This is a genomic window from Streptomyces sp. NPDC001933 (assembly GCF_042890955.1).
GTDB lineage: Bacteria > Actinomycetota > Actinomycetes > Streptomycetales > Streptomycetaceae > Streptomyces.
The window spans coordinates 31,561-46,475 of record NZ_JBIASS010000023.1; the positions used below are offsets into that span (position 1 = coordinate 31,561).

Annotated in this window: 11 protein-coding genes and 2 pseudogenes; 2 read left to right on the top strand and 11 right to left on the bottom strand. The window is 65.2% G+C overall.

Features of this window, described 5'->3' with window-relative positions:
• Window positions 1–82: 82 nt before the first annotated feature.
• The 3 genes from ACFYY7_RS37225 to ACFYY7_RS37235 all read right to left on the bottom strand — a co-directional run bounded on the left by ACFYY7_RS37225 (window position 83) and on the right by ACFYY7_RS37235 (window position 2,853).
• Complete coding sequence (locus tag ACFYY7_RS37225; RefSeq protein ID WP_388668284.1) at window positions 83–988, bottom strand: helix-turn-helix domain-containing protein; 906 nt, start codon at window positions 986–988, stop codon at window positions 83–85.
• Window positions 985–1,749, bottom strand: a complete 765-nt coding sequence (locus ACFYY7_RS37230) for a phytanoyl-CoA dioxygenase family protein (RefSeq protein ID WP_388668287.1) — start codon at window positions 1,747–1,749, stop codon at window positions 985–987. Before ACFYY7_RS37230 ends, ACFYY7_RS37225 begins: the two co-directional genes overlap by 4 nt.
• 207 nt (window positions 1,750–1,956) lie before the next feature.
• On the bottom strand, window positions 1,957–2,853 hold the full coding sequence (locus tag ACFYY7_RS37235) for a helix-turn-helix domain-containing protein (protein WP_388668291.1): 897 nt from the start codon (window positions 2,851–2,853) through the stop codon (window positions 1,957–1,959).
• A 71-nt stretch (window positions 2,854–2,924) separates the two neighbouring features.
• Between ACFYY7_RS37235 and ACFYY7_RS37240 the strand changes: the two genes are divergently transcribed.
• Together ACFYY7_RS37240 and ACFYY7_RS37245 are read left to right on the top strand one after the other, a co-directional pair.
• Complete coding sequence (locus tag ACFYY7_RS37240) at window positions 2,925–3,782, top strand: phytanoyl-CoA dioxygenase family protein (RefSeq protein WP_388668295.1); 858 nt, start codon at window positions 2,925–2,927, stop codon at window positions 3,780–3,782.
• A 93-nt stretch (window positions 3,783–3,875) separates the two neighbouring features.
• A pseudogene (locus tag ACFYY7_RS37245) lies at window positions 3,876–4,013 on the top strand (type I methionyl aminopeptidase); the annotation flags it as partial.
• A gap of 399 nt (window positions 4,014–4,412) precedes the next feature.
• Here the strand turns inward: ACFYY7_RS37245 and ACFYY7_RS37250 are convergent.
• The 8 genes and pseudogenes from ACFYY7_RS37250 to ACFYY7_RS37285 all read right to left on the bottom strand — a co-directional run.
• Window positions 4,413–4,769: pseudogene (locus ACFYY7_RS37250) on the bottom strand (DUF4259 domain-containing protein); the annotation flags it as partial.
• Window positions 4,770–4,773: 4 nt separating this feature from the next.
• Window positions 4,774–5,004: a transposase gene (locus tag ACFYY7_RS37255; protein WP_388668298.1), complete on the bottom strand. Its 231-nt coding sequence runs from the start codon at window positions 5,002–5,004 to the stop codon at window positions 4,774–4,776.
• 155 nt (window positions 5,005–5,159) lie between these two features.
• Entirely contained in the window at window positions 5,160–9,998 is a 4,839-nt protein-coding gene (locus tag ACFYY7_RS37260) for a discoidin domain-containing protein (protein ID WP_388668301.1), read from the bottom strand.
• A gap of 592 nt (window positions 9,999–10,590) precedes the next feature.
• Complete coding sequence (locus tag ACFYY7_RS37265; RefSeq protein ID WP_388668304.1) at window positions 10,591–11,181, bottom strand: hypothetical protein; 591 nt, start codon at window positions 11,179–11,181, stop codon at window positions 10,591–10,593.
• A 448-nt stretch (window positions 11,182–11,629) separates the two neighbouring features.
• On the bottom strand, window positions 11,630–11,836 hold the full coding sequence (locus tag ACFYY7_RS37270) for a hypothetical protein (protein WP_388668307.1): 207 nt from the start codon (window positions 11,834–11,836) through the stop codon (window positions 11,630–11,632).
• Between the two features lie 156 nt (window positions 11,837–11,992).
• Complete coding sequence (locus ACFYY7_RS37275; RefSeq protein WP_388668310.1) at window positions 11,993–12,778, bottom strand: ABC transporter ATP-binding protein; 786 nt, start codon at window positions 12,776–12,778, stop codon at window positions 11,993–11,995.
• On the bottom strand, window positions 12,775–13,767 hold the full coding sequence (locus ACFYY7_RS37280) for a FecCD family ABC transporter permease (RefSeq protein WP_388668313.1): 993 nt from the start codon (window positions 13,765–13,767) through the stop codon (window positions 12,775–12,777). Before ACFYY7_RS37280 ends, ACFYY7_RS37275 begins: the two co-directional genes overlap by 4 nt.
• A gap of 29 nt (window positions 13,768–13,796) precedes the next feature.
• Entirely contained in the window at window positions 13,797–14,846 is a 1,050-nt protein-coding gene (locus ACFYY7_RS37285) for an ABC transporter substrate-binding protein (RefSeq protein ID WP_388668316.1), read from the bottom strand.
• Window positions 14,847–14,915: the final 69 nt, after the last annotated feature.

Consider the following 14,915-nt stretch of genomic DNA (forward strand, 5'->3'; position numbering starts at 1 on the left):
CTCTATGCCGGACCACCTGGCCTGAACCCTCTGTGTCGAGAGACTCGCCTCGGCTCTCTTCGGGGGCACAGGTCCAGTGTCGTCACAGGTGCACCGTGCCCTCAAGGGCACGGTGGGCAAGGGGTGGGTGGCCGTACAGGCGCCGGAACGCGGTGCTGAAGGCACGGACGTCGGAATAACCGCAGGCTTGGGCCACTTCCGTCACTGAAGTGCCGGCGTCGAGGAGCAGGGCCGCGCCCAGACCGAGCCGCATCCGGCGGAGGGTCGCCATCAACGAGCCACCGGTTTCGTGCCGGAACAGCCGCTCGGCATGGCGTGCCGACAGGTGAACGGCGGCCGCGACGTCCCGGACCGTCATGGGCCGGGACAGGTTGTCGGCCAGGTAGCGCTGCATCGCCACCACCGCGGGCGACAGCCGGGTCGCCGCAGGTGACCGTGTACACAGATCTTCCTCGGCCGCGAAGGCTCGCGCGGTGTCCACCACGAGTGCGGCCCCGAGGCCGGAGAGTACGGACTCGTACCCGGACCGTACCGGAGCCGCATGCTCGCCAAGTGCCGTGACCAGGGACGCCAACGAACCGATACGCCGTGACACCGCCGGCCTTGTGGTGTCGGTGAGCCCCGACCACCAGCCCCGTTCTCCAGGACTTGGGCCGTGCTTCCCGGCCCGTAGAGCAAAGCTCCAGAAGGCAATGCCCAGGGGGTCCGTGTGACTTGACTCGATCTCGTGCACGTCACCGGGCCGTGCGAGGAAGACGTCACCGGCACCGACGTCGTGATGCTCCGCGCCGATGCTGAACCGCCCGGCGCCGCTGTAGGCAAGGCAGACCTCATAGAAGGAGTGCCGGTGCCAGTAGTTGCGCCATGGCGACGTCGGATAGAAGCCCCAGCTGAAGAAGTCGACCTGGAAGGCCCCGGCCTGGCAGGTCTGCAGCACACCACTCAGCTCTGTGAGCGAACCGGCATTCGCCACATTCTTCAGGTTCAACCGGTTCTCCTGCCCGTGGGGTCGACGCCGGCCAGCATCATGCCCTGTCCCAGTGAGTGGTCATGCGCCCGGATCACTGGCGGATCCGCCGGGTCCCGGAACTGCACCAGCCAGGTGGTGCGAGCCTCGCCGCTGAGGTTGACACCGGAGGCATGGACGGTCAAATAGGAGAAGAAGAGCACGTCCCCGGCCTCGGCGGGAAGCGGCACGGTCGCGTCGAACGACACGTCAGGAAGGTGATGGCCGCCATCCTCCACATGCTCCAGAGGCCCCTGGCGGTGGCTGCCCGGCACGATCCGAACGCAGCCCTTCTCCTCCGGAGCGTCGTCCAGGTGAAAGATCGCGGCACCGACGCGGTGGAAGGTGTGCGGGAAGAACGGGTGGTCCTGGTGCGGAGGAAACGGCGACCCGTTCTCCGGCGGCTTCACGAACAGCTTGGTGTGATGCAGCTGCACGTTCGGCCCGCCCAGCACCGCTGCGGCGATGCGGGTGAAGCGCTCGTCCGTCAGCAGCCGGGAGAACGCCGCGGCGTAGAACTGCACGTCGTGCAGATGCTGCAGCCGGGTCGGTGTTCCGGCCGCGATGCCGGCCGCCGAGTCCCACGTCGCGTTCTCGTCGTCGTCCAGCATGGCCAGCACATCGTGGGCACACTGGCGGTAGGCAGCCGCCTCCTCCCTGCTCAGCAACCCCTTGACGAGCACGTAACCGTTCTCGCTGTAATGGCTGGCCAGGGCCGTGAGGTCGGCCGTTCCCAACGTCATCGTCACTGTGTTCCTCCCACGTCCTGACCGGTCGGAGTGCGGCCGGGTTCGGGAACGACATTAGGTATCCGGCCAGCGCTCTCTGTAGACCCGCGACGGACGGCGGTGTTTGCGAGACGGACGTGATCCGTCGCGGCTTTCCTCCGGTGGCTGCAGGCCGGTGATCAGTCGGTCGGTCACGTCCTCTGCCGGGCCCCGGCACCAGCCCTATGCCTGATCGGCGAGAACGAACCCAGCGGGCCCGGAAGGACCATGGCTCCTGACCGCACAGCGGTACCGTGACGGCGTCGTGTCGGTCTCACGGCGGAAGGCCGTGGCGAAATGCTGAGACGACGAGTAGCCGAGGTCCATGGCGATCACAGTGATCGGCAGGTCGGTCTCAGCGAGCAGCAGCCGGGCGCGTTCCATGCGCAGGCGGGTGCGGTACCGGGCAGGTGTTTCACCGATCTCGGTGCGGAACAGTTCGGCGAAGTGGGCGGGTGACAAGTGCGCGGCCACTGCCAGGTCATCGACCGTGAGGCCGTCGGCGAGATGGTTCTCAATTCGCCGATTGGCCGTTGCGATGGCCGGATGCATAGCCAGATGGCGGACCGGTGGTCGGCTGTCGGCCAGCCGCGATGCCTCGATCACGAGCAAGGCGGCGGCACAGGCCAGTCCGACGGTGCGTAGCGGCTGGTGCGTGGCGACCTCCCTCAGGAACAGCGCGAACGGCGCCACCATCGATCCGGCATCCGTGATCACGAACGGCCGGCGCTGCCCCCACAGGGGGTGCAGATCGTCCGGCGGCACGATGTCCGCGGGCGCGAGCGCGGCGAAGTGGAAGTGGTAGGGCGCGGTACTGGACTCCGCCATGGCATGCGGCACGTCTGGAGGCACCATCAGCAGGCCGCGCGCCGGAACATGCCAGGTGTGGTCCGCCACCGTCCAACGGGTCGGTGGACCGGTCAGCTGCAGGTACAGCTCCCAGACGTCGTGGGTGTGGCTGCCGATTACCCAGCTGGTGGGGGCATGTTGATCACCTGCGTGGGCCAGCCCGGGCACGCCGGCCTGCCGCAGGTGCGCATGGAACCCGGCGCTGAGTCCAGTGGGGCGCTCGATCGTCACCCGAGGATTGTGTACATTCGCCCGGGTCACCTGCACGCTGAGGCAAGACCTGTTCTCGTAACGTCCGAGGTATGACGAACAAGACATTCGATCTGCTTCCGACTGACGAGGACGTGGCGTTCTACCAGGAGAACGGGTACTGGGTCTCCCCGCCGGTCCTCACCGACGAGGCACTGGACGCCGCCGAGCGCGGCATGCGTCGCCACTACGCCGACGATGTCGACCACGAAGTACACGGCGACCCGGAAGGGAAGCATTGGGGGTGGCGTTCCACCGACGGCGACGTGCTGCGCAAGAACGACCATGCGTCACTGCGGGTCGCGGACCTGGCACTTCTCGTACGCCAGTCCTACATCTCCGCGGCGGCCGCCCGACTTGCCGGAGCGCAGGAGATCCGACTGTGGCACGACCAACTGCTGTACAAGCCGTACGGTTCGGCTCGACCGGGCAACGTCGGATGGCACACCGACCGGCACTACTGGCGCAGCTGCTCCAGCGAGGAGATGCTGACCGCGTGGGTGCCCTTCCACGACGTCACGGACGCCCATGGGCCTCTTATGTTCGCGGCGGGTAGCCACCGCTGGAACGAACAACCGGATCTCAGCTTCTTCGACCAGGACCTCACCACGATCGAGCGGCACGCAGGCGAGCACGATCTCCGCATCGTCAGCGTCCCGCTCACCCGCGCCCAGATCAGCTTCCATCACTGCAAGACGTTCCATGGCAGCGGACCCAACCACAGCGGCGAACCACGCCGGTCGATCGCCATCCACCTGCAGCCCGGCGACAATCGCCACGCCACTGTCCTCAATCCTGACGGAACCAAGGCCGGTCACCACCTCGACCATCTGGTCGCTGCCCGCCCGGACGGCACCCCCGACTACACCGATCCCGCACTGTGCCCCCGCCTGTGGCCGATGGCTGGTTGAGCTGGGCCGGGAGAGCTGACGCCGTCAGCAACGAGCGGCAGGCTCGTCCGACCCGCATGACACAGCCGGCACAGCCCACGGTGGTCCGCACCGGCCACGCTCGTCACCGACGCCGACAGTTGGACGCTGCGCAGCGCGACGGGCTGCCGGACCGCGCGCAGAGAGCACACCATCGCCATCACCGACGACGGAGTCGAGATCCTCACCCTGCCCTCGCAGGCACGGCCGTAAGAGAGCCCACCCCGCTGTCCCTACGGCACGCAGAGGACGGGTGGCTTCGTCGACATCGAATGGGTACCTGCGTAACAAGGTCATCCTTCCCGCGCCGAAGCCCAGCTGGGCTGCCAGCCGAGCGTCGGCCCGCCCGGCCAGCGCGAGCCCCACTCGCTTCAGGGCGCGGTTGAGCCGCCTGGTAAACCGTGCGTACGGGGCGGCCAACCTGGAAAACGGCTCGGCGGACGTCCGACGCGGACAGTCCGCCGCCCCACAGATGAAACGCCGGACCGTCAACCGGATCACAAAGCCCTGCCCTGACTCCGGTGCGAGGACGGCGCGAAGACGGCTGATGGTCTGGCGCCACTTCGGACCACTGGGTGTCTCGTCCCAGAGGTCGGCGAGCTCTGACTCCTTAGCAAGTACTCGGTCGAGCGCCTCGACAGCAAGCGGCCGAAGATCGTCGGCGAAGGCTGGGAGGGCTTCTTCAGGTCCGTAACTTGTACTGATTGGTTCACCGCCCGGGCACTGTGCCGCTATGAGAGCGGCGGCTGCGACAGCTTCCGCGCCTTCCGGGCTTTCGAGGTGGTCCAGGGCCTGGATGGTGCGGATGAGCGTCGCCCGCACGAGCTCCTCGCGATTGTCCTGGGCCGTCTCGTCCAGTGTGTGGTTTTCTCCGCCTCGATGAACGCGTACACCTCGCTCATCGATCGCTCTCCTTCGCGAAGAAGACCGCCGCTTTTCGCAGCACCTCGATCGTCTCGGCCTGCTCACGGTTCTACCTCCGCAGCCGACGCAACTCTTCCCGCTCTGTGCTCGTCAGTTCGCCCGGCGCCCCCTGCCCGCGGTCGATCATGTCCTGCTTGACCCAGTTCCGCAGTCCCTCGGCGCTGCCCCCTATCTCCCGGGCCATCTCGGTGACGGTCTTGCCGGAGGACCGGACCAGCGCGACCGCGTCGTGCTTGAACTCCTCCGCATACCGCCTACTGCGGTTGCTCTTGCTTCCCACCTGGCACTACTTCCTCTGGAACCTCACGTCCCAGTCTCCAGGTGTCCATCATCAAGAGGGAGCTTCATGACGGACTCCCGCTGCCGCCCAGGCCTGGGCGGCAGCGGGAGCCGGCTTGATCATTTTCGCCTTCGGCAACTGAGTTGCAGGGCTGGCTACTTGTCGATCACGGTGACGACCGCACGCGCCTTGACCGACGTGTCGGCGACAGCTCCCGCCACGGTGAACCATCCAGCGTTGGCCACCTTGTCCCCCGAGATGGGGTCCCAGGTCACATCGACGGACTTGGTCGTGCCGTCGCTGTAGACGGCCTCGGTCTGCGCAGGCAGCGTTGGCACGGTGCCGACCTTCGTATCGACGGCAACGGTCTTGAAGTCGACGATGGACGTCACCTTCTGCGCCTCGTACACCTCAAGCTCGACCAAACCGCTCTCCGCGCCGGTTGGGTTTTCGTACTTGCCATCGGGATCGATGGTGAACTTCACCCAGTTGGTCTTGACGGGTGCATCAAGCATCACGACATTGTCAGGTTGGCCATCCCACTGGATGTCGGTGACCCGCTTCCTGCCACCTTCCCATTCCAGGACTCCTTCCACGATCCGGTCGCCGGACCCTCCGCGATCGATCAGATTGATGCGGTCAATCTCCACGGCAGTGGGGAAGTCGAGTTTGATCCACGGAGTCCGGTCAGCCTTCTTCGCCGCCCAGGACGTGGCTTTGGAACCGTCGATGGCCTTTGTGCCGAGATAGCGGTCGTCTTGATTGTTGCCGTCCGGGTCGCCGTTTCGATCTCGGACCGAGGAGACCGTCACCTTTGCCTGATCGGCAATGTTGGCGCTGCGCGCAACGATCGCTTCTTGGTTCGAGCGTACCTTCACCCCGTCCAACGTCACGACCGCTTCTGCAGTCGCCTTGAATGTGCCGGTGATCGGCTCCTTCAAAACGATGGTGTTGCTGCCCGGTACATTCGCCAGACGGTCGTCGCTGAACGCGTAGGCGACCGTCGCCTTGGACAGGTCTGCCTTCGCGCCGGTGCTCAGGGTTCCTTCGACTGCTCCGACGATCGGTTCCTTCGTCTTGATGTCGCTCTTGTTGAGCGACAGCTTCACTTCTTTGAGGAATACCGGAGTGGACAGCTTGCCGGATGCATCCACGTCGACGTAGAAGTAATCGCTTGCGCGGTACCCATCCAGCTCCGTGGTCACGCTGACTCTGGCGCGCCCCTTCTCGGCGGCCGTTACCACACCGTTGGCTCCGACTTCGGCCACGGATGGATCGTCGCTGGTGAAAGCGAGCTTTGCATCCCCCAGGTCGATCGGCTGACCGAGGAAGGAGAATCCTGCTACATGAGTCGCGACGGTGCGGCCGGCCGCGCCTACTTTCGGATCCAGTTTGATGCTGCCGAGTGCGGTGAGATCTCTCGACGAGAAGGCCTGAACCTCGAGCACGTCAACCGGACTGCCGTTCTGGCCACCGCCGGGGAACGAGACCCTCACATAGCGCGCCTTCACGCTGGAATGGTCCGGATCGACCGGATAGTTGTAGTAGAGGCCCTCCTGTTCCCAGCCGTACAGTGTCGTGTCACTCGTCGGAACGGCCTGCGTGTCCTTCGACTTCGGCAAACCCGCCCCAGACAGGACCGACGTTTCGTTTCCCTTGGTCCACTTCACCCCATCTTCGCTGTACTCGATCTTCACCTTCTTCGGCACGTTGTAGTAGGTCACATTGTCGCGATTCGGCATGTGATGGTTGAAGAAGACGTTGACGCGAGTGAGGTCTTGCATCTTCCGCAGGTCGTAGGTGATGCTCGGCGATTCATCGCCGGCCGGCACGACCCACTTTTCGGAGTTGGCTCCCGACGCATCATTGATGGTGCCGTCGGACAACTTGCTCGCGTGCTCGCTGTCGGTAGACACCTCCGGTGCGATCCCCTGCGCGGCATTGAAATCGGGGAGGAGCGTGACGTAGTTCCGGGTTGAGGTGTAGGTCTTCCCATCCACCGTGATGTCGGCCCAGTAGCTGTACATCGTCGGCTTGGCGACCTTGCCAGTGAACTTCATCGTGTTGCCTTCGACAACGAACGGCGATTCGTCGGCCGGTACCTCGGTGACCACGATCTTGCCGGCCGCGTTGTCGCGCTTGCCGTCGACGGACGCGTAGTGGTATTTGATCTTGGACGCATTGAGGATGTCGACCGTGCCGCCCTTACGGGTGAAGGCCTTGAAGGTCACTGGGAGGTCCTTGTTCGTCGAGAACTGGCCCCAGAACTGCGCCCCCTTCGTGAACATGTTCACGCCGACAAGCGAGAGGGATGCCGAGATCGCACCTTTGCGAACCTTGACCGGATACGTATCGGTCTTGACCTGAGGATCGTTCACACCGTCGTCGTAGGTTGCGGTCACCGTGATGGTCGCGGTCCCGTCGCCGACAGCCTTGACCCGGCCGGAGCCGGCCACCGTTGCGACCGCCTCGTTGTCGCTGGTGAACTTGAGCTTCGCCGGCGCGAAGAAGTTGGTGTAGTCGTTCATGTAGCTCTCGGCCCTGAGCTTCAGGGCCTTCTTCGAGGTCTGGCTGCTGAACAGCTTGACGCTCGTCATCTTGTATTCCCTGACCGGGCTCTTCGTCCTGATCTTGATGATCGTGTCGATGGGATCCGCAGTCACCTGGGACGTGTCGATGTTGATGTAGTACTTATTGCCGTCCCGCTCCGTGGTGAATGGCAGCGCGAGCCCCTTGTTCAGCCACTTCACGGCGTCGACCTTGTAGTCGAACGGACCGATCCGGCTCATTTGGTCCTGGCCGCCGAAGCCTGACTTCGCCACGCCGGAAATCTGGTTCTTGACCATGTGCATGTAGGTGTACTGGTCGCGAGCCATGGCGTAGCCCCACTCGGGGCCCTGACCGTGAGCGATGGCCTTCTGCGGGTCTGTGTACCAGCCCGGCTTGAGCGTGTAGTCCATGGTGTACGGCGTGGTGCCGTACATGGACTCGCGCAGATCATGCCCGGCGCTGTTGTCCATCCACTTCACGATCGACGCGCGCATGTCCGACAGTTGCTGTGAGGAGATCGGGACCATCGAGAAGATGTTGGTGTTGTCCAGATTGCTGCTCAGGTTGTCCATGCCGCGGGTCACGGTGATCGAGGAGTCATAGTTCATGACGTAGCCGTGGCCGTACTGGTTGATCAGTTCCTTTGTTGCTTCGGCCCAGTTGTCCCGCTCATTGCCCTTGGCGTATTGGGTCCAGATGTCCAGGGCTGTGGTGTAGGGATCATTCCATTCCTCATGGGCGACCTTCCTGCCCTGCGGCAGGATTCCGGTATGCCAGCCGCCGTCCGTGTACGGTTCGCTGTTCCAGAACGGCCGCTCGTGCAACGTGATGTCCTGATCGCCTGTTTGCGCATTCGGGTTCGCATCGATGAGTACCCGGTCGTTGTAGTTGCGGGCCGAGCTCCAGGCGACGTCGATGTTGGAATAGGACTCGGGGCCACCATCGGCGAACACGTACCACGGGTCGTATCGCGCGACCAAGCCCTGGATGTCGCTTTCAAGAATCTCGGACCCCTCGTGCAGCGATGAGAGGTAGACACCGAACTTCAATCCGTAACGCTCGGCAGCCTCCTTGGCCTGCTTTACACGGTCCTTCACGTGCCAGGTGCCGTCATCAGCCTTGTACAGCGCGTTGTACTTGTACAGCTTGTTGCTGTCACTCGGGGTCAGGTTCGCATTCGGAGACGGCCAGTAGTAGATGGTGTTCTGGATGCTTTCTGTCGAAAGCATGGTCATGCCCATCTCTTTGGCCTTCTGGGCCCATTCATCGTAGTTGTAGTTCGGGTCGTACAGGTTCGGCATGGTCCCTGTGGTGTGTGACAGGGCCGCCATCTTCCCGTTGATGAACCAATCGACCGGGTTCCTCTTGACCGTGATGGTGTACTGCTGCATCGCGGACGCACCCTGAGCGTCGGTCACCTTCACGGTGAAGGCATAATCCTTCTGTGCATTTCCTTGTGCACCGTCCGAGACCGTGCCGTCGATGTGACCGTCGGCCGCTAGTGTGAGCCCGGGCGGCAGTTGGCCATGCGCGACGGTCCACGAGTACCCAGGAGCTCCACCGGCGGCCTGGAAAGTGAACGGAGCAGCCTGTGGGGCGATACCTGACGTGTTCCGATTGCCGTCGATGGTCGCGACCATCCCGACGTACGGATTCTCGTCGTAGGCGTACGGCAAGGTATTGGAAGGATAGTCGTTCGCCGGCGTATTCACGTTGCGCTTCTCGAACGCATCCCGGTCAACACTGAGACCCTTTGTGACAACAGACAGCTGATTGTTGGATGCATTCGGGCCCGCCACAGAGGGCGTCAGGCCGGGGATTAGGTCTCCCTTGCCGTCGCACAGTCTCGCGTAGAAGCCGAGGAAGTTCTTGTTCTTGCTGGTGTTCTTGTGCCGAATCTCGATCAGAAGCTTGTTCCAGCCCTGCTTCAGCTGAATAGGATACTTCGTGCCGTTCTTGTTGACCCTGTTCACGACGCTGCCTTGCTGTCCAACCTGAGCGTCGTTTGCGAACAGCCGGTACACGCCCGAGCTGCCAACCTGCCACTGAACGTCTTGCGTGGTCGGGCTGTAGACGTAGCTTGCGGCCACAACCCACTTGTCGGTCGTGGCTTGGCCCTGCTTGACGTCGAAGTAGCCCATCAGGTCGTTGTAGTCGTCGTAGTTCCGATTGAAGATGCGATCGTCGAAGTACTGCCAGGTCGACGTCTCGTTGCTGCTCGGGGCAGCAAACGAGGTGCCGATGGCGGGAACAACGGGTTCGGGAGACTGCTCGACCACTGGATTGGTGTAGGGACCGGAGACCGCCCATTGGTTCAGGTACGGCGCCGTGCCTCCCGTTTGAGCAGCGTGGGCTTGCGGTCCCGTTAGTGCATTGCCGACCGCAAAGGCGAGCACCATCGCGAGCGCGACGACGCTGCACTGGATCTTGTGCAATCTTTTCATTTCACGTCCTTGTACTTGTCGAGATGGCCGATGCCACGCCGTTGTGGATCTTCAGCGGCCCATCCGCCCGCACAACCGTCCTCAAGTCGCGGGATCGAGGCCTCCCTCCTGCCCACACCCCTGCGTTCAGGGATGCCAGGATGTTTCGCATCCTGTCCAATGGCGTGGGAAGTAGATCAGATCTATTCTCGCTCGACAAGGGTTCCAACAGGCGCACTTGCGGCGCGTCGGCGTGCGGCGAAGCGAACCCAGGACAGCGTCCAGGTAAGCGCAACGGGGCCGCGTCTCGCTCTCATCGACTCATCGCGACCCGGCTTCCGCGCCTCCGGTGCTGGCGATTGATCTGATCTATGCCAGGTCTTCGGTCTTTCCCTTTCGGGCCCGCCGGTAGGCTCTGAAGCGGTCTGGCCCACCGCCACCACCAGCTCGTCCGCGCCGACCTTCGCGACTCCATGCCCGACCTCGTCCAGACCGTGGCTGGGCACTGCAGATGCAGCCGAGCGAGGGAACGATGGCCAGCCGGGTCGGGCGGCCGAGCCGGGAAAGCCGATCTGTCCTCATCCAGCAGGTGGACGCGCCGAGTGCCGGCGCCTCACCACCCGAGCTGGGCCTCCCCCAGCACGGTGCTGCCGAGAAATGCGGCGAGGCCCCTGGCTCGTGGCAGATCGCCCCACTTGTCGACGTGCGCGAACACGGTGTGGTGATCGGTCCGCTGCGACCAGTTCAAGTCGTCGCAGTTGAACAGGACCTCCACGCCGTCGTACTTCGAGACGCCGTACGAATCCGTCTCCGGATCGTCGGGCCACCTGCCGGGCAAGCCGATCGAAGCGATACCTCGGCCCACCGCCTCCACGAACCGGCGCTCCACGGTGCCCGGTGCGACGTAGTGCAGGACGGACAGAGGGAGTTCCGCCTCCAGCACGGAGTGCTCCGCGGTGCCGATGTCCAGGCCGAAATCCAGGAACTCACCCGTCGCCGGGTCCACCCGGGCATCCGCGTAGTCGAACCCTGCACCGGGCAGCGCCGCCGCCATCCGCCGCGCGTCCTTCACGGTCAGCAGATCGGCCATCAAGGTCACCTCGTCGCCCCGCTCCTCCAGCAGAGCGATCAGGCGCAATGCCTGCGTCCAGGACTCCTCGGCGTCGGTGGTACGGAAGACCGGATACGCCCGCGAGTTACCCATGCGCGCCACCTTCGCACACCGCAGCCAGACCCTTTCAACGAGATTTGACGGGAGATCGTCCAGCTCACGAAGGGACAGCACACCGATCCCAGCCCAGCTCCTCCACCTTGCCCGCCCCCTCAGACAGAACCTGGGGATGCGTCCGTACGCAGCTGAGGAAAGAAAGCCATACGCCGACCCGGAGACGTCCTGGAGGGCAGGGACGGGGCGGGGGTGCGGGTGAGCGGGGCGGCGGCCGGGGTGCTGCGGTTCGGAACGCGACCCGCCGTGCTGGCCCGGTTCGTGCGGCTGTAGGTCATCGACCCTGAAGCGGTGCTCCTTCTTCTGCTGCGACACCGCCTTCGGCACCGGCTCCTGTCAGCAGTTCGCAAGACTACTCCGGGTGCGCCTGGACACCCCAGCCCGGCGGAATATCAGCTGGCACCGGGCGCCGGCCCCTCGGTCGGGCTCATTCCTCGGCCCGTTGGGTGATGGACGCCTCAGTACGGTCGCCCAGGAATTCGTACCACCGGCGCTCCAGACAGACGTAACGCACATCGGCTTCGACTAGGCCGAGGAAACCGGCCACGGTTTCGGACAGACGTTGCTGCAGCCCCGGGTCGATCAGCGTTCCGTCCTCCGCGAGGGCCTGGTAGCTGTTGGCAAGGCTGAACATGTCCGGGTGGACACGGGTTCGGAAATCAGCCGGGCCACGAGCGACGCGAGGCGGGCGTTGGATAAATCGGCCCGCAGTGCGGCGCCGAAGACGAGCACTCGCAGCGGGCCGGGCTGGGCCTCCGTGGGCATGTGGTACGTCCTTTCGTCTGCTGCGTCACGCCGGTCGGGTCGAGGCGAGCGGGTCCGCCTCGTACATGACCCGGATGACGCCGTCCGGGTGTCGTTCGGCGCGGGCGCGGACCCCGAAGACCTCGTGAAGCAGGCCCGGGGTGAGGGCGTCGAGGGCCGGGCCCGCGGCGACTGCGCGGCCATGGTGGAGGACGACGAGGCGGTCGCAGTACCGGGCGGCGAGGTCGAGGTCGTGCAGCGCGGCAAGGGTCGTGACGCCGGTCTTACGGATCAGGCCGAGGAGTTCGAACCGGGCGCGGATGTCGAGATGGTTGGTCAGTTCGTCCAGGACGAGGAGTTCCGGGACCTGGGCGAGGGCTCGGGCGAGCAGGACGCGCTGGCGTTCGCCGCCGGAGAGGGAGGAGAGGTCGCGGTCGGCGAGCGACGCGATGCCGCAGCTCTCCATCGCCTCGGCGACGGCGCGCCGGTCGCTCTCGCCGTCGCGTCCGAGTACCCCGTGGTGCGGGGTACGGCCGAGCGCCACTGTCTCGGCGACGGTGAGGCCGCCCGCGCCCGCCCCGTCCTGGAGGACGGTGGCGGTGTGTCGGGCGGCGGCCCGTGAGGAGAGCCGCCACACATCCCGGCCGCCCACCTTGACGACCCCCGCGGCGGGCCGCCGTGAACGGTAGACGGCTCGTAGCAGGGTGGACTTGCCGCTCCCGTTGGGGCCGACGAGGCCCACGATCTGGCCTGGTTCCACGTCAAGTCCTACGTTGTGCAGGACCGGCGTGTGGTCGAGGGTGACGTGGAGGCCGTCCAGGGTGAGTCTCATGCGGCGTCGAGCCCCTTGTTGCGGCGCAGCAGCCAGAGGAAGAACGGTGCGCCGAGCAGTGCGGTGAGGATGCCCAGCGGCAGTTCGTTGGGCCGGTTGACGGTACGGGAGAGCAGGTCGACCAGTACGAGGTAAACGGCCCCGAGGAGTGCGCTCAGCGGGAGTAACCTGCGGTGGTCTGCGCCGAGGGTGAGGCGTACCAGGTGCGGGATCATCAGGCCGACGAAGCCGATTCCACCTGCGACGGCGATGACGGTCCCGGTCAGGAGTGCGCTCACCACGAGCAGCACCGCACGGGTGCGGTGCACGTCCACGCCGAGCGACGTCGCCGACTCGTCCCCGGCGAGCAGCGCGTTCAGACGCCGCCCGAAGAGGGCGAGCAGCGTCACCCCGATCGCCACCACGGCAGTGACGGTGGGCAGTTGACTCCATCGGGCGCCGGAGACGCTGCCCAGCATCCAGAACATGACACCCCGCAGCTCGGTCGGTGTGGCCCGTAGTTGGACGAAGCTCGTCGCCGACAGCAGCACGTAGCCGACCGCGACCCCGGCGAGCACGAGCCGCGTGGGCGCGAGCCGTCCCCCGCGTTGCCCGAGCACGAAGACCAGCATCCCTGCCAGGAGTGCTCCCACGAACGCCGCGCCGGAAACGCCGAGTCCGCCAAGCCCTGCTCCGCCGAGCGTGATCACGAGGACCGCTCCCAGTGACGCTCCGTGCGAGAAGCCGAGCACCGTGGGATCGGCGAGCGGATTGGAAACGAGGGTCTGCAGGACGGCGCCGCAGACTGCGAGTCCCGCCCCCACCACCGCGGCGAGGACCACACGCGGGGTGCGGAACTGCCAGACGATCTGGTCGAGGGCGACATCGTCCACGGGCCCCCGGCCGGTGACGTGGTGGACGAGGACCGTCCAGACGTCGCCGGCCGGCACGTTGATCGCACCGCTGCCGACGGCGAGGACCGTCGAGATCAGCAGCGCGACGGTGAGCACGAGAACGCAGACCCACAGCGGGAGACGGCTCAGAAGGCGTCTGGGTGCAGCATCCTGGCGATCTTCTCGACCGCCATGTCGTTGCTGGGGCCGAGGTACATCGAGTCGGACAGCACCACGAACTTGTTCTTCTTGGCTGCGGGCCACTGGGGGAACTCCTTGAGCAGCTTCTTCGCGTACGCCGTCGGGTTCGGGTCGTTGTAGCTGACGACCACGAGGGCGTCGACTTCGGTGGCGGCGACCTTCTCCTTGCTGAGGTCGGCGAAGGAGCTCTTCGACGCGCTCGCGAAGGCGTTGCTGCCGCCGGCCTTGGCAAGGATGTCGTTGTAGATGCCGTGGGCGGCGACGGAACTGAAGTCGTTGCCGCCCGTGGTCATGTTGGAGAAGATGACCATGACCTTCGGCTTCTTCGCGTCGCCGACCTTCTCCTCCACGTCGGCGATGTTCTGCCGTTCCGTGGCGACGAGCTTCTCGGCCCTTGCCTCGACGCCGAAGACCTTGCCCATGTCCCGCAGCAGCTCGTAGCTGTCGTCGATCGTCATGTTCAGGTTGTCCTGTCCGCAGCCCTCGGACGAGACGTAGGTACGCGCTCCGACCTCCTTGAGCTGCTCGCGGGTGGCGAAGCCGTTCGTGGCGTCGAAACCGTAGGACGTGGTGGAGAGCACGAAATCGGGACGCAGACCGATCATGGCCTCACGCGGGATGTCGAAGGCGTCGTTCGGCTTCACCCCGCCTCTGGGCAGCTTCTTGATCTCGTCGGCGCGCCCGGGGACTTCGGACATGCCGTAGGTCTGCTGGTTGGAGACGATCCGGTCGCCCTGGCCGAGGGCGAGCAACGTGGACACTTCGGCGACCGAGGCCCCGTTCATCACGACGACCCGGCTGGGGGCCTTGTCGAACGTCTGGTTAAGCCCGCAGTTCCTGAGGGTGACGGGGTACACGCCCTGTGCGTCGGAAGCAGCCTTGCCGGTGGAGCCAGTCTTCTTGCTGTCCGCATCGGGGCCGGAGTCCGAGCAGCCGGCCCCGGTGAGGCAGAGGAAAGCGGCGAGGGCGACGGCGGGCACCCTGGGTGTCGGCATCGGGTTCTCCTCGGTGATCAAGTCGGGTGCTTCGAGGTGCTGTTGCAGGAGTCGGCGGCAGGGGCGGAG